Origin of the sequence: Zoogloea sp., assembly GCF_023150065.1 — a bacterium.
Taxonomy (GTDB): Bacteria; Pseudomonadota; Gammaproteobacteria; order Burkholderiales; family Rhodocyclaceae; genus Zoogloea.
Genome location: NZ_JAKLLN010000003.1, coordinates 179,037 through 197,521, shown reverse-complemented (window position 1 = coordinate 197,521; position 18,485 = coordinate 179,037). Strand labels below are relative to the sequence as shown.

At 68.4% G+C, this 18,485-nt stretch carries 15 protein-coding genes; 6 read left to right on the top strand and 9 right to left on the bottom strand.

The window, feature by feature from the left end:
• Positions 1–57: 57 nt before the first annotated feature.
• Positions 58–1,251, top strand: coding sequence for a hypothetical protein (locus L6Q67_RS05905; RefSeq protein ID WP_296566710.1), 1,194 nt, complete (start codon positions 58–60; stop codon positions 1,249–1,251).
• Between the two features lie 10 nt (positions 1,252–1,261).
• On the opposite strand, the gene L6Q67_RS05900 is transcribed toward L6Q67_RS05905, so the two are convergent.
• The 3 genes from L6Q67_RS05900 to L6Q67_RS05890 all read right to left on the bottom strand — a co-directional run bounded on the left by L6Q67_RS05900 (position 1,262) and on the right by L6Q67_RS05890 (position 8,237).
• Positions 1,262–2,188: a transglutaminase family protein gene (locus L6Q67_RS05900; RefSeq protein WP_296566707.1), complete on the bottom strand. Its 927-nt coding sequence runs from the start codon at positions 2,186–2,188 to the stop codon at positions 1,262–1,264.
• 22 nt (positions 2,189–2,210) lie between these two features.
• On the bottom strand, positions 2,211–4,736 hold the full coding sequence (locus L6Q67_RS05895) for a circularly permuted type 2 ATP-grasp protein (RefSeq protein WP_296566704.1): 2,526 nt from the start codon (positions 4,734–4,736) through the stop codon (positions 2,211–2,213).
• 120 nt (positions 4,737–4,856) lie between these two features.
• The gene (locus L6Q67_RS05890) at positions 4,857–8,237 is read right to left on the bottom strand and encodes a DUF2126 domain-containing protein (RefSeq protein WP_296566702.1); all 3,381 of its coding nucleotides are present in this window, start codon (positions 8,235–8,237) and stop codon (positions 4,857–4,859) included.
• Between the two features lie 278 nt (positions 8,238–8,515).
• Here L6Q67_RS05890 and L6Q67_RS05885 point away from each other — a divergent pair, with 278 nt between their 5' ends.
• Positions 8,516–8,830, top strand: a complete 315-nt coding sequence (locus L6Q67_RS05885) for a hypothetical protein (protein WP_296566699.1) — start codon at positions 8,516–8,518, stop codon at positions 8,828–8,830.
• A gap of 230 nt (positions 8,831–9,060) precedes the next feature.
• On the opposite strand, the gene cobA is transcribed toward L6Q67_RS05885, so the two are convergent.
• Entirely contained in the window at positions 9,061–10,008 is a 948-nt protein-coding gene (cobA, locus tag L6Q67_RS05880) for a uroporphyrinogen-III C-methyltransferase (RefSeq protein ID WP_296566696.1), read from the bottom strand.
• Positions 10,009–10,155: 147 nt separating this feature from the next.
• Here cobA and L6Q67_RS05875 point away from each other — a divergent pair, with 147 nt between their 5' ends.
• The 4 genes from L6Q67_RS05875 to L6Q67_RS05860 all read left to right on the top strand — a co-directional run bounded on the left by L6Q67_RS05875 (position 10,156) and on the right by L6Q67_RS05860 (position 13,727).
• A complete protein-coding gene (locus L6Q67_RS05875) occupies positions 10,156–11,838 on the top strand; it encodes a cytochrome D1 domain-containing protein (RefSeq protein WP_296566693.1) in 1,683 nt (560 codons plus the stop codon).
• 63 nt (positions 11,839–11,901) lie between these two features.
• The gene (locus tag L6Q67_RS05870; RefSeq protein ID WP_296566690.1) at positions 11,902–12,507 is read left to right on the top strand and encodes a NapC/NirT family cytochrome c; all 606 of its coding nucleotides are present in this window, start codon (positions 11,902–11,904) and stop codon (positions 12,505–12,507) included.
• Between the two features lie 38 nt (positions 12,508–12,545).
• Entirely contained in the window at positions 12,546–13,406 is an 861-nt protein-coding gene (locus L6Q67_RS05865; protein ID WP_296566682.1) for an ethylbenzene dehydrogenase-related protein, read from the top strand.
• A gap of 6 nt (positions 13,407–13,412) precedes the next feature.
• Positions 13,413–13,727 (top strand): plastocyanin/azurin family copper-binding protein, encoded by a 315-nt coding sequence (locus L6Q67_RS05860; RefSeq protein ID WP_296566680.1) that lies wholly within the window; start codon positions 13,413–13,415, stop codon positions 13,725–13,727.
• Between the two features lie 4 nt (positions 13,728–13,731).
• Here L6Q67_RS05860 and L6Q67_RS05855 read toward each other — a convergent pair whose 3' ends face one another.
• The 5 genes from L6Q67_RS05855 to L6Q67_RS05835 form a co-directional block, all read right to left on the bottom strand.
• Positions 13,732–14,289: a hypoxanthine-guanine phosphoribosyltransferase gene (locus tag L6Q67_RS05855; protein WP_296566678.1), complete on the bottom strand. Its 558-nt coding sequence runs from the start codon at positions 14,287–14,289 to the stop codon at positions 13,732–13,734.
• Positions 14,290–14,305: 16 nt separating this feature from the next.
• Positions 14,306–14,590 carry a YqjK-like family protein gene (locus L6Q67_RS05850; protein WP_296566675.1) on the bottom strand — a complete coding sequence of 95 codons (285 nt, stop codon included), beginning with the start codon at positions 14,588–14,590 and terminating at the stop codon, positions 14,306–14,308.
• Entirely contained in the window at positions 14,587–14,970 is a 384-nt protein-coding gene (locus tag L6Q67_RS05845; protein ID WP_276656428.1) for a phage holin family protein, read from the bottom strand. The genes L6Q67_RS05850 and L6Q67_RS05845 overlap by 4 nt, the downstream gene beginning before the upstream one ends.
• Before the next feature lie 15 nt (positions 14,971–14,985).
• The gene (locus tag L6Q67_RS05840; RefSeq protein ID WP_296566668.1) at positions 14,986–15,294 is read right to left on the bottom strand and encodes a YqjD family protein; all 309 of its coding nucleotides are present in this window, start codon (positions 15,292–15,294) and stop codon (positions 14,986–14,988) included.
• A gap of 74 nt (positions 15,295–15,368) precedes the next feature.
• A complete protein-coding gene (locus L6Q67_RS05835) occupies positions 15,369–18,482 on the bottom strand; it encodes an efflux RND transporter permease subunit (RefSeq protein WP_296566666.1) in 3,114 nt (1,037 codons plus the stop codon).
• Positions 18,483–18,485 lie beyond the last annotated feature (3 nt).

Below are 18,485 nucleotides of genomic sequence, written 5' to 3'. Positions count from 1 at the left end.
GACACGGCTCAATGCAGGACCTGACGGCCGGCACCGAATACGTTTAGCATGCTGACCGTGCCACGCTCTCTCCTCCTTGCCCTCGTGTCCCTGGCTGCGGCCGGGCCGCTTTGTGCCGCGACCCTCGTGGTGGGGCCCCATGAGGCGCTGACCCGCATCGCCGACGCCGCCCGCCTGGCCCGGGATGGCGACACCGTGCTGATCCGGCCCGGCACCTACACCGGCGATGTGACGGTGTGGCCCCAGAAGTCCCTGGAGATCCGCGGCGTGGGCGATCGGCCGGTGCTTGATGCCGGTGGTGCCGTGGCCGATGGCAAGGCGATCTGGGTGTTTTCGGGGGGGGATTTCAAGGTCCGCAACATCGCCTTCCGCGGCGCCCGTGCGGCCGACCACAACGGTGCCGGCATCCGCTTCGAGCGGGGCCGTCTGGAGGTGCGTGACTGCCTCTTCGAGGACAACGAGCACGGCATCCTCACCGCCAACTTTGCCGATGCCGAGCTGACGGTGGTGGACAGCGTGTTCCGGGATGCCCCCCGGGACACCCGCGCCCTGCACCACCTGCTCTACGCCGGACGCATCGGGCGCCTGTCGGTGGAGGGCAGCCGCTTTCACGGGGGCTACCAGGGGCATCTGCTGAAGAGCCGGGCCCGCCATAACGACATCCGCTACAACCTGCTGGTGGATGGCCAGGCCGGGCGGGCCTCCTACGAGCTGGAGTTTCCCGAAGGCGGGGTGGCGGTGGTGGTGGGCAACGTGATCGGGCAGGGGGCCGACAGCGCCAACCCAACCCTGCTGGCCTACGGGGCCGAAGGCGCCCGCTGGCCCGACAACCGCCTGCTCATGGCCCACAACACCCTGATCAGCGAGGGCTGGCGGCCGGCCCTGTTTGCCCGGGTGTGGGCGGACCGGCTGCCCCCCGACACGCGCTTCGTGGCGCGCAACAACCTCACGGTGGGGCTGGGGGTGTTCACCCTGGCCCTGCCCGGGTGGCATCAGGGCAACCATGCCCTGCCGCCGGGCGCCCTGGACCCGCAACGGCTGGATTTCACCCTGGCGGCCGGTTCGCTGCTGCGCGGCCGGGTGAGCCGGCTGGAGCAGGCCGACGAGGCGGCCCTGCGACCGACGGCGGAGTTCCGCTTTCCGGTGGGGCGCACGCCCCTGGTGGAGCCGTCGCGCTGGGTACCCGGGGCGTTTCAGCGGGCGGAGGCGATGCTCCCCGGCTTACCTGCCGTGTCGGGCCCGCCGCCCTGAGGGGAGGCGCTCACGCTGCCGGACGGGGAACCGCCTTCTCCCCGTCGGGAATCACCGTGACGCGGACTTCCGGCACCTGGGCCAGGCCGCCGAGGATGACCCCGCGCAGGGGCGACACGTCCTGGAAGTCACGGCCCCAGCCCAGGGTGACGTGACGCACGTCGGGCTGGATGCCGTTGGTCGGGTCGTACTCGACCCAGCCGTTTTCCGGGCACCACACCGCGACCCAGGCGTGGGAGGCGTCGGCGCCGATCAGACGCGGCTTGCCCGGTGGCGGGTCGGTGAGCAGGTAGCCCGACATGTAGCGGGCGGGCACCCCCACCGAGCGCAGGGCGGCGATCATCAGGTGGGCGAAGTCCTGGCACACCCCGCGTTTCTTCTTCAGTACCTCGTGCACCGGGGTGCTCACCTCGGTGGCCTTGGCGTCGAAGGTGAAGGTCTTGAATATCAGGTCCATCAGCGCCCGGGCGGCCACCAGCAGGGGCAGGCCGGGCTTGAAGGCGGCCTGGGCGAACTCGGCCAGCTGGGTGTCCCGGGGCACCCGGGGGGAGGCATAGAGATAGCGCAGGGCGTCGAGGGTGTCGGCGTCGCGGGGCTCGGGGCGGTAGCGCAGGCTGTCGCGCACGCTCTCCCAGGCCGGTGAGTCCTCGGCCTTGGGCAGCGGCCGGCCGATCACCGTGACGTGGCTCTCGGCGCGCACCAGCAGGCCGTCGTGGGGGGTGTCGAGGGACAGCCAGGCCACCGGGTTGCCGAAGGCGTCCTCGCCTTCGCTCAGCCGGGCCAGATCGGGCTCGATGGTGATGACCCCCGACTCGCGGGTCTGCCAGGGCAGCTCCCGGGGGATCAGGTGCAGCAGGTGCTGGGCCAGGGAGACCGGCACACCGCAGGGGGCGTACTCGGTCTCGTGGAGGATGGTGTAGGGAACGCGGCGGGTCATGACGGGCGGGGGCAAGGGGGCTTCAGGCGGCGAAGGTGGCCTGACCGGCGCCGCCCACATGGCTGAAGAAGCGCATGGCCAGGCGATCGGACAGGGTGCGCCCGGCCCGGGCCAGGTCGTCCAGGCGATTGGCCAGCTCGAGGGTGGCCTCGGCGCGCTCGCCCTCCGGCCCGGCGGCCTCCAGGTCGGCCCACGGGAAGGCCTGCAGGGCCGCGAAGCTGGCATCCAGCGCCTCGATGCCCAGCTCGCTGCCATCCACGTCGAAGCTCTGCAAGTAGTTGGTCAGCATGCGCACCTGGAAGGCCAGGGCGTGGGGGTTGGCGCCGTCCATGGTGAGCATGTGGATGGCGGGCAGCAGCTCCGGCTGGGCGCGGTAACGGGTGCGGTAGGTGATGATGGAATCGAACAGCTCGAGCAGGGCCTCCACGGCCAGCTCGCGCTGCAGCGGGCCGGCGATGTCCACGTGGCGCCGCAGGAAGCGCGCCAGGCTGCCGGAGAGGTTGTCGAGGCGCTCGATGCGCCGCCCGACGATGTGCAGGCGCCAGCCCATGTCGCGGGTCATGTTGTCCATGGCGAAGCCGGACAGGGACACGAAGGTGGTCAGGGCTTCGTCGAGGAATTCGAGCAGGGCGGAGACGTCGGAGACCCGCCCGCGGGCGCTCTCGAGTTCGGCGGAGAGACGTTTGAGGGCGTGCCAGTGGTCGAGGGAGAGGTGCTCCCGGGCCTGGGTGGCGCACCAGGTGAGGCGCTGCAGGTTGGCCGCCAGGCCGCTGTCGGCGCGGCGGTCGAGCACGGCGCGGAAGAGGTCCAGCTCGGCCTTGGCCAGGGGCAGGGTGGCCACGTTCTTTTCCACCAGGCCGGCACCGGCGGCCAGCTCCAGCATCATCGACAGGGCGCCGGCCCGCTCGGTGCGGCGCCCTTCGGAGAGGCGTGACAGGGCCAGCCGGGCCAGCCGGGCCACGGCGTCGCAGCGCTCGCCGTAACGCCCGAACCAGAACAGGTTCTCGGCCAGGCGCGACGACAGGGTGCCGGTCTCGTCGATCAGGTCGTCGACCCGGATGGTGTTCTGGAGCAGGCTGAAGGTGGATACCGGGCCGTCGGAGAGCACCCAGGTGTCCTTGCTGCTGCCGCCCTTCTGCATGGTCAGGATGCGGGTGTTGTCCACCCCCGCCACCCGGGCCAGGCCGCCGGGCAGCACGCTGTAGCCTTCCGGGGTGATCGCCGCATAGACGCGCAGGCCCATGGCCCGGGTCATCAGCTTGCGGCGCTGGCCGCCGGACCAGGCCGGCGCGCGGGACAGCTTGACCAGCTCCTGGGCGACGAAGGCCGACGGGTCGGCCTCGATGCGACGGGTCAGGGCGGCCAGTTGTTCGTCGTTGAGCTGGTCGCCGAAGATGACTTCGCTGCTGCCCCCGGGGAAGGTGGGCTTGATGACCAGATCCTTGATGTTCTTGATGACCTCGGCCCGGGCCGGCTCTTCGCCGCACCACCAGGTGGCGACGGAGGGCATGGCCAGCTCCTCGCCCAGCAGGTGGCGCGAGATGCCGGGCAGGAAGCCGGGCAGGGCGGCGGATTCGAGCAGGCCGCTGCCCAGGGCATTGGCCACCAGCACGCGCCCGGCGCGCACGGCGCCGAGCAGGCCGGGGATGCCCAGGGCGGAGTCGGCACGCAGCTCCACCGGGTCGCAGAAGTCGTCGTCGAGGCGGCGCAGGATGGCGTGCACCCGCTTCAGGCCGGAGACGGTCTTCAGATAGACGGTGTCCTTGCGAACGGTGAGATCCTGCCCCTCGACCAGGGGGAAGCCCAGGTAGCGGGCCAGGTAGACGTGCTCGAAGTAGGTTTCGTTGAAGGGCCCGGGGGTGAGAAGTACGGTCAGGGGCGGCTCGCCGTCGGCCGGGGCCTGGCTGCCCAGGCTGCGCTGCAGGCCGCGGAAGAAGCCGGCCAGGGTCTGCACCTGCAGGTCGCGGAACAGGTCGGGGAAGGCCCGGGACACCAGCAGGCGGTTTTCCAGGGCGTAGCCGGCGCCGGAGGGGGATTGGGTGCGGTCGGCGATGACCCACCACTGGCCGTCGGGGGAGCGCGCCAGGTCGGCGGCATAGAGGTGCAGGTAGGTGTCGCCGATGGGCTGGATGCCCTTGCACGGCCACAGGAAGCCCCGGTGGCCGTGGACCAGTTCGGGGGGGAGCAGGCCCTCGGCCAGGGTGGTCTGCTCGCCGTAGAGGTCGCCCAGCAGGGCATTGAGCAGGCGTACCCGCTGGCTGATGGCTTCCGAAATGCCGCGCCATTCATCGGCCGGGAGGATCAGGGGCAGCAGATCGAGGGACCAGGGGCGATCGGTGCCGCGGGGGTCGGCATAGACGTTGTAGGTGACGCCGTTCTGCTGGATGCCGCGGGACAGCTGGGCAGAGCGGGCCTTCAGGGTGTCGGCACTGACTTCGTCGATGTGATCGAGGAATTCCTGCCAGTGGGGGCGTACGCCGTCTTCGCCGAACAGCTCGTCATAGCTGTCGGGGCGGTAGGGGTAATGGGCAAGGATCGAGCTGGGCATCCGCGGAAACTAACACTCTTGCCGGCATTCGGGAAATGGCGAAATGCGCAGGGCGCATGCGCCTTGCGGGCGGGGAAGGCTGGCCTTCCCCGCCCGCAGGCTGCGCCCGCGATGTGCTGCTCAGCGCCGCAGATCGAGGGTGAAGGGGAATTCCCGCTCGACCGGAGAGACCTTCACCTGGGGTTCGCCCGGGGTGTGGCCCATGCGGAAGAAGCGCGCCAGGCGCCGGCTCTCCGCCTCGAAGGCGTTGACCGGGAAGGTCTCGAAGCTGCGCCCGCCCGGGTGGGAGACGTGGTACTGGCAGCCCCCGAGGGAGCGGCCGGTCCAGGTATCCACCAGGTCGAAGACCAGCGGGGCGTGGGGCGGAATGGTCGGGTGCAGGCAGGACGGCGGCTGCCAGGCCCGGTAGCGCACCCCGGCCACATGCTCACCCACCGTGCCGGTGGGCTGCAGGGGGATGGTGCGGCCATTGACGGCGAGCAGGAAGCGGTCGTCCGACATGCCGGTGGCCCGCACCTGCAGCCGCTCGACGGAGGAGTCGACGAAGCGCACGGTGCCGCCGATGGCGCCTTCCTCACCCATCACATGCCAGGGCTCGAGGGCGCTGCGCAGCTCGACCTCGATGCCGCGCACGGCAAACTCGCCGATCTTCGGGAAGCGGAACTCCATGTGCGGAGCGAACCACTCCGGCTTGAAGGCCAGGCCGTGGGCCTGCATGTCTTCCATGACGTCGTTGAAGTCCTGCTCGACGAAATGGGGCAGCAGGAAGCGGTCGTGCAGCTCGGTGCCCCAGCGCACCAGGCGGTCGGGTGCGTAAGGGGTTTCCCAGAAGCGGGCCAGCAGGCCGCGCAGCAGGAGCTGCTGGGCCAGGGACATGCGCGCATGGGGCGGCATCTCGAAGGCGCGCAGCTCCAGCAGGCCGAGGCGGCCGGTGGGGCCGTCGGGCGAATAGAGCTTGTCGATGCAGAACTCGGAGCGGTGGGTGTTGCCGGTGACGTCGATGAGCAGGTTGCGTAGCAGGCGGTCGATGAGCCACGGCGGCACGCTCTCGCCGACCTTCGGGAACTGGCGGAAGGCGGTTTCGATTTCGTACACCGAATCGTTGCGCGCTTCGTCGATGCGCGGGGCCTGGCTGGTCGGGCCGACGAACATGCCGGAGAACAGGTAGGACAGGCTGGGGTGGTTGTGCCAGTAGGAGATCAGGCTGCGCAGCAGATCAGGGCGGCGCAGGAAGGGCGAGTCGGAGGGCACGGCGCCGCCGAGCACGAAGTGGTTGCCGCCGCCGGTGCCGGTGTGGCGACCATCCACCATGAACTTCTCGCTGGTCAGGCGCGAGTAGTGGGCCGATTCGTAGAGGTGGGTGGTGCGGTCCACCAGCTCTTCCCAGTTGCTGGCCGGGTGGATGTTCACCTCGATCACGCCAGGGTCGGGGGTGATGCGGAAGTGCTGCAGGCGCGGGTCGGAGGGCGGCTCGTAGCCTTCCAGCACCACCGGCATGCCGAGCTCCTCGGCGGTGGCCTCGATGGCGGTGACCAGCTCCAGGTACTTCTCGAGGCTGGACAGGGGCGGCATGAAGATGTGCATGGTGCCGTTGCGCGGCTCGGCGCACATGGCGGTGCGCACGATCCAGTCCGCCGACTTGAACATCTCGGGCTGGCGGTCGGTGGGGCTGCGCTTCTCGGCGTCGCGGGCGGCCTTCAGGGCGGCGGCGGCGCGGGCGGCGGCAGAGCTGCCAAAGCCGGCCTCGTCGTCCTTGAGGGCGTTGAGCACTGCGGTCTGGCCGCCGGGCAGCTGACGGCGGATGGCCTTGTACTCCGGCAGCGGCGGGAAGGACTGGTGGCTGTCGATGGGATTGACGTAGGGGTAGTCACCCTTGCTTACCCAGGGTTGGGAATCCAGGGGCAGGCGGTAGCCCACCGGGGAATCACCGGGGATCAGGTAACAGCGTTCGTCGCGCAGGAACCACGGCCCGGTCTGCCAGGCGCCGGTGTAGGCGTCGAGGCTGATCGGCAGCACGTAGCCGACCGGGTTGGGCAGGCCGTGTTCGTACACGCGGCGGATGCGGTCGCGCTCGAGGGGGTCGTCCAGGCGGGCATCGAAGGGGTCCACGTTGCCCGGCAGGCGGCGCTCGCGCCACAGGTAGTAGAAGGCGTCCTCGTAGGCCGGGAAGACCCGGCGCTGGTCCACGTCGAGGCGGGCGGCCACGCCGGCCAGGAAGGTGTGGGCCTTGTCCACCTTGACGTCGCCGGGGGTGTTGGCGTCGCCGATGAGGTCGGGGTTCATCCACACCGGCTGGCCGTCCTTGCGCCAGAAGCAGGTCAGGGACCAGCGCGGCAGCTGCTCGCCCGGGTACCACTTGCCCTGGCCGAAGTGGGCCAGGCCGAAGGGGGCGTACTTGTCGCGCAGGCGGTGGTAGAGGTCTTCGGCGCGGACGCGCTTGGTGGGGCCCATGGCCTCGGTATTCCACTCGGCGCCGTCCGGATCGTCGATGGACACGAAGGTCGGCTCGCCGCCCATGGTCAGGCGCATGTCGTTGGCTTCGATGTCCGTGTCGATCAGGTGGCCGAGGGCTTCGATCTCGGCCCACTGCTCTTCGGTGTAGGGCTTGGTGACCCGCGGCGCTTCCTTCACCCGGGTGACCTTCATGAGGTGCTCGAACTCGCACTCGCATTCGTCGATCAGGCCGGATACCGGCGCGGCGGAGGAGGGGTCGGGGGAGGCCGCCAGGGGGATGTGGCCCTCGCCGGCGAACAGCCCGGAGGTGGGGTCGAGGCCGACCCAGCCGGCACCGGGCAGGTACACCTCGGTCCACGCGTGCAGGTCGGTGAAGTCCACCTCGGTGCCGGAGGGGCCGTCGAGGGATTTCACGTCGGCCTTCAGCTGGATCAGGTAGCCCGACACAAAGCGCGCGGCCAGGCCCAGGTGGCGCAGCAGCTGCACCAGCAGCCAGGCGGAGTCACGGCACGAGCCGGTGCGTTTGGTGAGGGTCTCTTCCGGCGTCTGGACGCCCGGCTCCATGCGGATCACGTAGCCGATGTGCTGCTGCAGGTCGGCATTGATCTTGACCAGGAAGTCCACCATGCGCAGCTTGTCGCGGGGAATGGTGTCCAGATACTTCTTGAATTCGGGGGTGGCTTCGTCCTTCAGGCGGTAGGGGGCCAGCTCGTGGCTGAGGGCGCCGGCGTATTCGAAGGGGAAGTTCTCGGCCTCGGGCTCCAGGAAGAAGTCGAAGGGGTTGATGACCGACATCTCGGCCACCAGGTCCACCTCCACGCTGAACTCGGTGACCTTCTCCGGAAAGACCAGGCGCGCCAGGTAGTTGGCCTGGGGGTCCTGCTGCCAGTTGATGAAGTGCGGCTTGGGCAGCACCCGCAGGGAGTAGGACAGGATGCGCGTGCGGCTGTGAGGGGCCGGGCGCAGGCGCACGACCTGCGGGCCGAGGTTCACCGGGCGGTCGTACTTGTAGGAGGTCAGGTGATTGAGGGCAACGTGAATGGTCACGGGATACTCCGTTCTTGGGGCTGCGGGTTTCAGGCTTTGCCAGGACTTCTAGCAAGCTTCACGCCACCCGGTTTACGCCTCCCGCATTGCACCCGTTTTGCGTTTTTCCGGCCCGTGAGGGCGTTCGGCAGCCTTTATGGGGCATCAGGCAGTCCGGCGGATCTTCCCCGGCCGTGCCATGCACCAGTGTGGACACCTTGCCGTGCACCATCGTGGTGCAGCGTCTGCGGGCCGGATTGAGGCCTGGATCGCCGGGGCCGGCGTTATCCGGCCGGCAATTGTTCCGGTGGGCCAACCAGGCCGTCACCACGGCCCTGGGCAAGGCCTTGTTCTGGGACATGCTGCGCAACTTGTGGGGTGGCCGTGCCCAGACCCTGTTCAATGGGGGCAACCCCTGGGGCAAGCGGGACGCCGACGCCCCGATGAGCACCACCGGGATGAGCGCCGTCGGGCGTGGCTTTCCGGACCTGGGCCGCAAGATGCTGTTCCTGCGGCCGCTCTCCGGTCAGCAGGGCCCCATTGATGACAGCCTGCCGGCCGGCTACCGGGCCAGCCCCGGCGACGGCCTGAACAAGGCCAGCCATGCGAGCTGATCAAGACCGCCTTCCGCTCCGCGTGGTGGAACGGTACCCAGACCGTCAGCATCAAGGGCAAGAGCTACAGCCAGGCGGAGGCCAATTTCAGCCTGCCCCTAAAACAGTCCCTGCTCAAGTTCAACTACCTGGAGAACGCCCTCTCCAACCTGTTGATCACGCCGATCTCGGTCAATGGCAGCTTCAAGACCCCGGGCCGACCTGGATGCGGACATCCAGCCCTTGTGCTTTCAGCTGGCCTCGGCCAGCGCCATCGGGGTCGGGGCAAACCAGTCCAGGGTGCCCGCCAGGCTCACCACCTCACCGACGATCAGCAGGGCCGGCGGGCGGATACCTGCCTCCACGGCCCGCGCCGGCAGGCTCTCCAGAGTGCCGGTGACCACCCGCTGACGGGCCGTGGTGGCGTTTTCCACCAGGGCGGCCGGCGTACCGGCGCCCCGGCCGTGGGCGATCAGTGCGGCGCAGTGGGCTGCCAGCTGGCCGACGCCCATGTAGATCACGGCGGTCTGGTGGGGGCGGGCCAGGGCCGCCCAGTCGAGGGCCGATTCCCCCTCCCGGCGGTGGCCGGTGGCGAACACCACCGACTGGGCATGATCCCGGTGGGTCAGGGGGATGCCCGCATACGCCGCGGCACCGCAGGCCGAGGTGATGCCCGGCACCACCTCGAAGGGCACGCCGGCGGCCACCAGCTCCTCCACCTCCTCGCCGCCACGGCCGAAGATGTAGGGGTCGCCCCCTTTCAGGCGCACCACCCGCCGGCCCTCCCGGGCCAGGCGCACCAGCAGCGCATTGATCTGCTCCTGGGGCAGGGTGTGGTGGCCCGACTCTTTACCCACGTAGATGCGCTCGGTGCCTGGCCGCGCCAGGTCGAGCACACCCTCGCCCACCAGATGATCCACCACCAGCACGTCGGCCTCGCCGATCAGCCGGGCGGCGCGCAGGGTGAGCAGTTCCGGGTCGCCGGGGCCGGCGCCCACCAGGGCAACGCGCCCCGGCTCGGGCCTGGGGCGTCGGGCGCTGTCAGGCGATCGGTCGGTCGCAGTGGGCCGCCACAGGGGGCGCAGCCCGGTGTCGCGCAGGCGGGCCTGCTGTTCGATCCGATGCACCAGTTCGGCCAGCCTGCCCGGTGCTGGCGCTGGCTGGCGACGGGCAATGTAAAGATCTGTCACGCGATCCATGATGCATCCTCATTAAGGGTTGGCCGGACTGTAGCGCCTTCACCCCCTGGAGCAAATTGACTGCAATCAAGGACTTCCAGACCCCCCCGCTCAATGATCCGCCCCGCAAGAAGATCCATCCGTCCGTTTCTTGAAGGGAGACACAGCATGACAAAACGTGGAATCTGGTATGCGGGCCTATTTGCCCTCGCTGCCCTGCCGATGACCATCGGCAGCGCCTTTGCGCAGGAGGGCGGAGCCCTTTCGGCGGATGAGAAGGCTCAGGCAAAGAAGATCTATTTCGAGCGTTGCGCCGGCTGTCACGGCGTGCTGCGCAAGGGCGCCACCGGCAAGAACCTCGAGCCGCACTGGACCAAGACCCTGAAGGACGGGACCAAGCTGGAAGGTGGCACCACCAAGCTCGGCACCAGCCGCCTCGAGAAGATCATCGGTTACGGCACCGAAGGCGGGATGGTCAACTTCGACGACATCCTGACCAAGGAAGAGATCAACCTGATGGCACGCTACATCCAGGAAACCCCGGATGTGCCGCCCGAGTACACCTTCAAGGAGACCATGGACTCCTGGAAGGTCATCGTGCCGGTGGATCAGCGTCCCAAGAAGCAGATGAACAACATCAACCTCAAGAACGTGTTCTCGGTGACGCTCCGTGACACCGGCGAGGTTGCCCTGATCGACGGCGACACCAAGGAAATCCGCAGCATCGTCAAGACCGGCTACGCGGTGCACATTTCCCGCCTGTCCGCCTCCGGCCGCTACGTTTACGTGATCGGCCGTGACGGCCGCCTGTCCCTGATCGACCTGTGGATGGAGAAACCCGCTGTCGTGGCCGAAGTGAAGATCGGCTTTGACGCCCGCTCGGTGGACACCTCCAAGTTCAAGGGCTTTGAAGACAAGTACGCCGTGGCCGGCTCCTACTGGCCGCCCCAGTACGTGATCATGGACGGCGACACCCTCAAGCCGCGCAAGGTCGTGGGCACCCGCGGCATGACCGTGGATGGCGAATACCACCCGGAACCCCGCGTGGCCTCCATCGTGGCCTCCTTCACCAAGCCGGAATGGGTCATCAACATCAAGGAAACCGGCCAGATCCTGCTGGTGGACTACTCGGACATCGAGAACCTCAAGACCACCACCATCGGCTCCGCCAAGTTCCTGCATGACGGCGGCTGGGATGCCTCCAAGCGCTACTTCCTGGTGGCCGCCAACGCCTCCAACAAGATCGCCGCGGTGGATACCAAGACCGGCAAGCTGGCCGCTCTGGTTGATGTGGCCAAGATCCCCCACCCGGGTCGTGGCGCCAATTTCGTGCATCCCCAGTTCGGTCCGGTGTGGGCCACTGGTCACCTTGGCGCCGACGTGGTGACCCTGATCTCCACCCCGTCCGACGAGAAGAAGTTCTCCAAGTACAAGGACAACAACTGGAAGGTGGTGCAGGAGATCAAGCACGTACCGGGCAACCTGTTCGTCAAGACCCATCCGAAGTCCAAGCACTTCTGGGCCGATTCGCCCCAGAACCCGGACAAGGATCTGGCTGAATCCGTCGCCGTGTGGGACATGGCCGACCTGTCCAAGCCCAAGGCCATCCTCAACGTGGCCAAGGACTCGGGCCTGCCGGAGACCAAGGCGGTCAAGCGCGCGGTGCATCCGGAATACAGCGCCGACGGCAAGGAAGTGTGGATCTCCCTGTGGGGTGGCAAGACCGACCAGTCCGCCATCGTGGTGTATGACGACGCGACCCTGAAGGTCAAGAAGGTGATCACCGATCCCAAGATGATCACCCCGACCGGCAAGTTCAACGTCTTCAACACCCAGCACGACATCTACTGATGACCGTCAGGCCGGCCCCTCCCGGGGCTGGCCGACGGCCCTCCAGCCGAGAGGATTCCGACCATGGCCATTCCGCCCAACGAAGAACAAACGCCCCGCCCCGGCCTGTGGGCACGCCTGCGCCGGCCGAGCGCGCGCTACTCACTGATCGGTCTGCTGAGCACCGGCATGATCCTGGGGGTGATCTTCTGGGGCGGCTTCAACACCGCCATGGAGGCCACCAACCAGATGGATTTCTGCATCTCGTGTCACGAAATGCGGGACAACGTCTATCAGGAATACAAGAAAACCATCCACTACTCGAACCGCACCGGGGTGCGCGCCACCTGCCCCGATTGCCATGTGCCCAAGGACTGGACCCACAAGATCATCCGCAAGGTGCAGGCCTCCAAGGAGGTCTACGGAAAGATCATGGGCACCATCGACACCAAGGAAAAGTTCGAGGCCAAACGGCTTGAGCTGGCTCGTCACGAATGGGCCCGCATGAAGGCGTCCGACTCCCGCGAGTGCCGCAACTGCCACAGTTTTGACGGTATGAATGCCGAGTCCCAGAAGCCCCGCGCCCAGAAATCCCACGAGATGGCCCGCAAGGACAACGAGACCTGCATCGATTGCCACAAGGGCATTGCCCACCACAAGCCGGAAGGCATGACAGAAGAAGACGAGTGAGCCCCCATTCGTTGCCACACACACAGGAGTTGCCAAAAATGAATATCCGCTTCACTGCCCTCGCCGCCGGCATGGCCCTGGCCCTGGGTTCCGGGTCTGTTCTGGCCGCGCCGGACTGGGCCAAGGTGCCCGCCAAGAAAATCACCGTGTTCTACCCCGGGACATCCCCCATGGAGTGGATCACCAAGGGCACCGAGCACGGCGGCGCCAAGGCGCTCAAGAAGGGTGAGACCTGCGTCGGTTGCCACGAGAAGGAAGTGGCTGACATGGGCAAGAAGATGGCCAGCGGCCAGAAGCTCGAGCCCACCCCGATCGCCGGCAAGGCACCGTCCATCGCCGTCAATGTGCAGGCCGCCTACGACGACGCCAACCTGTACCTGCGCTTCAGCTGGCCCAAGCCGGCCGCGTCCGGTGGCACCAAGATGGATGCTGCCAATGCCGTCAAGCTGGCCTACATGCTGGAAGCCAACAAGGTGGAACTGGCCGGGCAGAGCGGCTGCTGGGCAACCTGCCACACCGACGCCCGGACCATGCCCGGCGCTGCGGAAACCAAGACCAAGTACGTCACCGGCGGATCCCTGGCCAGCGGCAAGTTCTATGACCTGGTGCAGTGGCGCAGCAAGGAAAAGGCCCTTGATGGCTACGTGGCCGACAAGCGCGTCATGGAAGGGGGCAAGGCCCTGGTGGAAGCCAAGGGCGACCTGAAGGGCGACACCTGGACGGTCACCATCACCCGCAAGCTGGTTGGTGGCGAGGGTGACGTGAGCCTCGAGCCGGGCAAGGTGTACAACTTCGGCTTTGCCATCCACGACGACCACACCAGCGGCCGTTTCCACCACGTTTCCCTGGGCTACACCCTGGGTCTGGACGCCAAGGCCGACATCACCGCCACCAAGTAAGCGGCGATGCGTTGCCTGGCGGGCATCCTGATCGCGATCACGGCCGTCTCCGCTGCCGCGGCGGAAACGGTGGAGGTCGCGATCCGGGATTTCCGTTTTGTGCCCGCCCGCGTGTCAATCCGCGCAGGCGACACGGTGCGCTGGACCAACCAGGAAAAGCGTGCCAGCCATTCCGTATTGTTCACCGCAGAAGCCCTCGAGTCGGAGCGCCTCTTCCCCGGTGAAAGCTGGAGCCGGCGCTTCGACGGCCCCGGCAGCCAGGCCTACCGCTGCGGCCCCCATCCGGAGATGGAGGGCGTGGTGGAGGTGCGGGGCGACTGAGCGTTCAGTGCCCCTTCAGGGCGTAGATGCCCGGCGCGTTGCGCCAGTAGCCCTTGTAGTCCATGCCACCGCCGAACAGGAAGCGGTCAGCCACCTCCAGCCCGGTAAAGTCGGCGCGCATGCCCGGATAGGCCTTGCGGTCGTGCACCTTGTGCACCAGCACCGCCGAGTGCACCTCGCGGGCCCCCTCCTGTTTCAGATAGTCGATGATCGCCGCCAGGGTGTGGCCTTCGTCGAGGATGTCGTCGAGCACCAGCACATTGCGGTCGCGCAGGTCTTGCGTGGGGCGCACGCGCCAGTCCAGCAGCGTGCCCTGCAGGGCGTGGCCGTAGCGGGTGGCGTGGAGATAGGCCAGCTCGAGGGGAAAGGGCAGGCGCGGCAGCAGGCGCCCGGCCAGGATCAGCCCCCCGTTCATCACCACGTACACCAGCGGGTTCCTGTCCTGCAGGCGCACGGTGATGTCGGCGGCGAGCTGGTTGAGGGCGGCATCCACCTCGGCGGGGGAGCACAGGCAGTCCGCCTCTTCGCGGGCACGGCGGATTTCTTCCAGGTCGACGGTCATGGCGGTACGCAAAGGGTCAGGGAATCAGGTTGCGGGCGCGGCGCAGCAGCTGCCAGCCCAGCCAGCCCCGGCGGACCCAGCGCAGGGCGGCCCGGGGGCGGGCGACCACCACGAAGATGGCCAGGCCGGACAGGATGGGGGCGTTGTCACGGGCCCACAGCACGCCGTTCACCACCCGGTCGACGCCGCGGAAGACGGGCGTGAAGGCCTGGGCATGATGGATCAGGGCGTCGCGCTGCTCGGCGCTGCGGGCCTGCAGGCGCTGCTTGCGCAGGGCCAGTTCGACGAGTTCGGGCTTCATTCCCGGGGGCGCAGGGCTTCCCGGTCCTGGGCGATCTCGGCCAGGCTGGAGGCAAACAGGCGCGAACCGGAGCGCATCCGCCCGGCGGCCCGGGTGGCGGCCCACACCCCGGCGATGAACAGGCCGGTGGTGGCCAGACCCAGGGCCAGCAGGCGGTGGCTGTCCCAGAACAGCACGGTCAGGAAGGCCATCAGGAAGACCACGCCGAAACCGATGAACAGGGCGGCGAGTACCGTATCGAACAGGAAGCCGCTGGCGCGCAGCTTTTCTTCCTTGAGTTCGACGGAGAAGAGTTCGAGCCGGGTCTGGAGCGTGGCCAGACCCGAGTCGGCGAGCCCCTTGAGGGACTCGCCGAGGCGCGTGGGCGCGGGGTCGCTCATGGGGGAGCGAGGCACTTAGCGACGGTTGACCAGCAGGCCCAGGAGGAAGCCGACACCGGCTGCGACGCCGACGGCCTTCCAGGGGTTGTCATGCACGTAGTCGTCGGTGGCACGGGCGGCGGCCTTGGTCTTTTGAACCACGGCGGCTTCCAGGTCCTGCAGTTTGTACTTGGCGGAGGTCAGCTTCTCGGACAGACGACCACGCACGTCGGCCACCTTGTCGCCGGCCTGGCCGGCGGTGAGCTTGAGCAGCTCTTCGGTGTCGGCCACGACGGCCTTGAAATCGGAAACCAGTTTTTCCTTGGTGACTTGTGCTTCGCTCATGGGTTTCTCCAGGTGAAAGGCAAAATTATCGGGTACGGCACTGGATGTGCCGCCTCTTCTTATCCGGACCTAGGCTAATCCGATTCGTTCCCCGTGGCAATGCGAGCGGCTTGCTGACGGCCCCCCTGCTGGCGTCGGAAAACCCGCGCCAGCAGGTCTTCCAGGTCATCCACGTAGGTGTATACCGCGGGCACCACCAGCAGGCTGAGCAGGGTCGAGCTGATCAGGCCGCCGATCACCGCAATGGCCATCGGCGCCCGGAAGCTCGGGTCGGCACCCAGGCCCATGGCGATGGGGAGCATGCCGGCGCCCATGGCCAGGGAGGTCATGACGATGGGGCGGGCGCGCTTGCGGCAGGCGTCCACCAGGGCATCGAAGCGGTTCAGCTCCACGCCGCCGCGGCCGCGGCGGGCCTCGATGGCGTACTCGATGAGCAGGATGGAGTTCTTGGTCACCACCCCCATCAGCATCAGCAGGCCGATCAGCGAGGGCATGGAGAAGCTGCTGCGGGTGGCCAGCAGGGCCACGAAGGCGCCGCCGATGGCCAGAGGCAGGGCGGCCAGGATGGTCACCGGCTGGGTGAAGCCCTTGAACAGCAGCACCAGTACCATGTAGATGCACAGCACGCCGATGCCCATGGCCAGGCCGAAGCTGCCGAACAGCTCCTGCATCATCTCGGCGTCGCCGGAGTCGGCCAGGCGCACGCCGGGGGGCAGGTTCTGCAGGGCCGGCAGGGCCAGGGCCTCGTTGTACACCTCGCCCAGCTCGCGCTGGCCGAGCTCGACTTCGAGGATCACGTTGCGGCTGCGGTCCAGGCGGTTCACCTGGGCCGGGCCGCTGTCCATGCCGATGCTGGCCACGTTGGCGAGCTGTACCGGGCCGTTCTTGCCGGGTACGGTGAGCCGGCCGATGGCGTCCAGGTCGGCGCGCACACCATCGGGCAGGCGCACCCGGATGGGTACCTGGCGGCGCTCCAGGTTGAGCTTGGCGAGGCCCACGTCGTAGTCGCCGGCGGTGGCCACGCGCACCGTCTCGCCAATGGCGTCGGCGGTCACGCCCAGGTCGGCGGCGCGGGCGAAGTCGGGGCGCAGCACCACTTCGGGGCGCACCAGGCTGGCGCTGGAGGTGATGTTGCCGACCCCCTGCAGGGTGCGCAGGTCGCGGGTGGCGGCTTGGGCAGCCACGCCCAGGGCGGCCGGGTCGTCGCTCTTCAGCACCAGGATCATCTTCACCCCGGAATCCGCCGGGCCGACGGTGACGCGCACGCCGGGCAGCACGCCGAGGCGCTCGCGCATCTCTACCTCCACCGCCTGCTGGTTGCGATGGCGTTCGGTGCGATGGCTGAGGGTGACGGTGAGCACCGCCCGGCGCACTTCGGCCGCGGCGCCCGGGTTGAAGCCGTCACCGGCCGCGCCGCCGCCGATGGAGCTGAACACCGCCTTCACGTCGGGCATGGCGGCGATGGCGGCACGGGCCGTTTCGGCCGCGGCCCAGGTCTCCTTGAGGGTGCTGCCCGGGGGCAGCTCCACGTTCACCAGGGTCTGGGCCCGGTCGGCCGGGGGCACAAAGCCGGTGGGCAGCAGCGGAATCAGCATCACCGAGCCGACAAAGAAGGCGATGGCGCCGAGCAGGGTCAGGAAGCGATGGCGCAGGCACCACTGCATGCTGCGCATGTAGCTGCGCATGATGCGGCCCTCGGGCACTTCGCCATGGGCCACCGGGCGCATGAAGTAGGCGGCCATCATCGGGGTGAGCAGGCGCGCCACCACCAGCGAGGCGATGATGGCGAGCACCGCGGTCCAACCGAACTGCTTGAAGAACTTGCCGGCGATGCCGGCCATGAAGGCGGTGGGCAGAAACACCGCCACCAGGGCGAAGGTGGTGGCGATGACCGCCATGCCGATCTCGTCGGCCGCTTCCATGGCGGCCTGCAGGGGCGTCTTGCCCATGCGCAGGTGGCGGGCGATGTTCTCGATCTCGACGATGGCATCGTCCACCAGGATGCCCACCACCAGGGCCAGGGACAGCAGGGTGACGGTGTTGAGGGTGAAGCCGAACCAGGCCATGCCCAGGAAGGTGGGGATCACCGACAGGGGCAGGGCCAGGGCGGCGACCAGGGTGGCGCGCCAGTCGCGCAGGAACCACCACACCACCAGCACGGCCAGCAGGGCGCCCTCGTAGAGCAGCTGCATGGAGCCGTCGAAGTTTTCCTGCACGGCGGCCACGTTGTCGTAGGCGTGGGTGAAGCGCAGCTCCGGGTGGGCGGCCTGCAGCTCGGCCACGGCCTTCACCACCCCGTCCGTCACGGTGATTTCGCTCGCCCCCCGGGTGCGGGAGACCTCGAAGCCGACCACCGGCTTGCCGTCGAGCAGGGCCACCGAGCGGCGCTCGGCGGTGGTGTCGGTGATGCTGGCGATGCGCTCCAGGCGCACGCTGCGCCCGCCGGGCAGGGGGATGTCCATGGCTGCCAGGGCCTGGGCGTTGGCCACGGTGGCGATGGTGCGCACGGCCTGTTCACCGCCGCCCACGTCGCCGCGGCCGCCAGGGGCCTCCAGCTGGGCCCTGCGCAGCTGGCGCGACACGTCGGCGGCGCTGACCCCCAGGGCGGCCATGCGGTCGGCGTCCAGTTCCACCCGCAGCTCGCGGGTCAGGCCGCCCATGCGCTTGACGGCGCCGACGCCCTTCACCGCCAGCAGGCGGCGGGTCACGGTGTCATCCACCAGCCAGCTCAGGGCCTCCTCGTCGAGGCTGTCGGAGGTAAGTGTCCACGCCCCCAGGGGCCGGCCGGCGGTGAGGATCTTGGCCACCACCGGGTCGCGCACGTCGGCGGGAAGGTCGGAGCGCACCCGGCTGACGGCGGCGCGCACCTCGGTCTCGGCCTCGTTGGCGTTCTTTTCCAGCTCGAACTCGATGGAGATCGTCACCTCCCCGTCGAGGATGGTGGTGTACATCTTTTTGATCTGGGCCAGGGTCGCGATGCTGTTTTCCAGCTTGCGGGCGACCTCGGTTTCCAGGGTGCCGGGGGCGGCGCCGGGCAGGCTGGCGCTGACCGTGACTACCGGCAGTTCGATGTCCGGGAAATCCTGGACGCCAGAGCCCCGGAAGGCCAGCAGGCCGGCCAGGGTAAGCAGGGCGAAGAGCAGGATCGCCGGGATGGGGTTGCGGATGGAGAGGGCGGAGAAATTCATGGC

Excerpts from the sequence above, each read along its gene's own strand:
- L6Q67_RS05870 (WP_296566690.1), top strand. The coding sequence starts at position 11,902 with ATGGCCATTCCGCCCAACGAAGAACAAACGCCCCGCCCCGGCCTGTGG.
- L6Q67_RS05875 (WP_296566693.1), top strand. The coding sequence starts at position 10,156 with ATGACAAAACGTGGAATCTGGTATGCGGGCCTATTTGCCCTCGCTGCC.
- L6Q67_RS05900 (WP_296566707.1), bottom strand. The coding sequence starts at position 2,188 with ATGACCCGCCGCGTTCCCTACACCATCCTCCACGAGACCGAGTACGCC.
- L6Q67_RS05865 (WP_296566682.1), top strand. The coding sequence starts at position 12,546 with ATGAATATCCGCTTCACTGCCCTCGCCGCCGGCATGGCCCTGGCCCTG.
- L6Q67_RS05850 (WP_296566675.1), bottom strand. The coding sequence starts at position 14,590 with ATGAAGCCCGAACTCGTCGAACTGGCCCTGCGCAAGCAGCGCCTGCAG.
- cobA (WP_296566696.1), bottom strand. The coding sequence starts at position 10,008 with ATGGATCGCGTGACAGATCTTTACATTGCCCGTCGCCAGCCAGCGCCA.
- L6Q67_RS05845 (WP_276656428.1), bottom strand. The coding sequence starts at position 14,970 with ATGAGCGACCCCGCGCCCACGCGCCTCGGCGAGTCCCTCAAGGGGCTC.
- L6Q67_RS05835 (WP_296566666.1), bottom strand. The coding sequence starts at position 18,482 with ATGAATTTCTCCGCCCTCTCCATCCGCAACCCCATCCCGGCGATCCTG.
- L6Q67_RS05855 (WP_296566678.1), bottom strand. The coding sequence starts at position 14,289 with ATGACCGTCGACCTGGAAGAAATCCGCCGTGCCCGCGAAGAGGCGGAC.
- L6Q67_RS05840 (WP_296566668.1), bottom strand. The coding sequence starts at position 15,294 with ATGAGCGAAGCACAAGTCACCAAGGAAAAACTGGTTTCCGATTTCAAG.
- L6Q67_RS05895 (WP_296566704.1), bottom strand. The coding sequence starts at position 4,736 with ATGCCCAGCTCGATCCTTGCCCATTACCCCTACCGCCCCGACAGCTAT.
- L6Q67_RS05860 (WP_296566680.1), top strand. The coding sequence starts at position 13,413 with ATGCGTTGCCTGGCGGGCATCCTGATCGCGATCACGGCCGTCTCCGCT.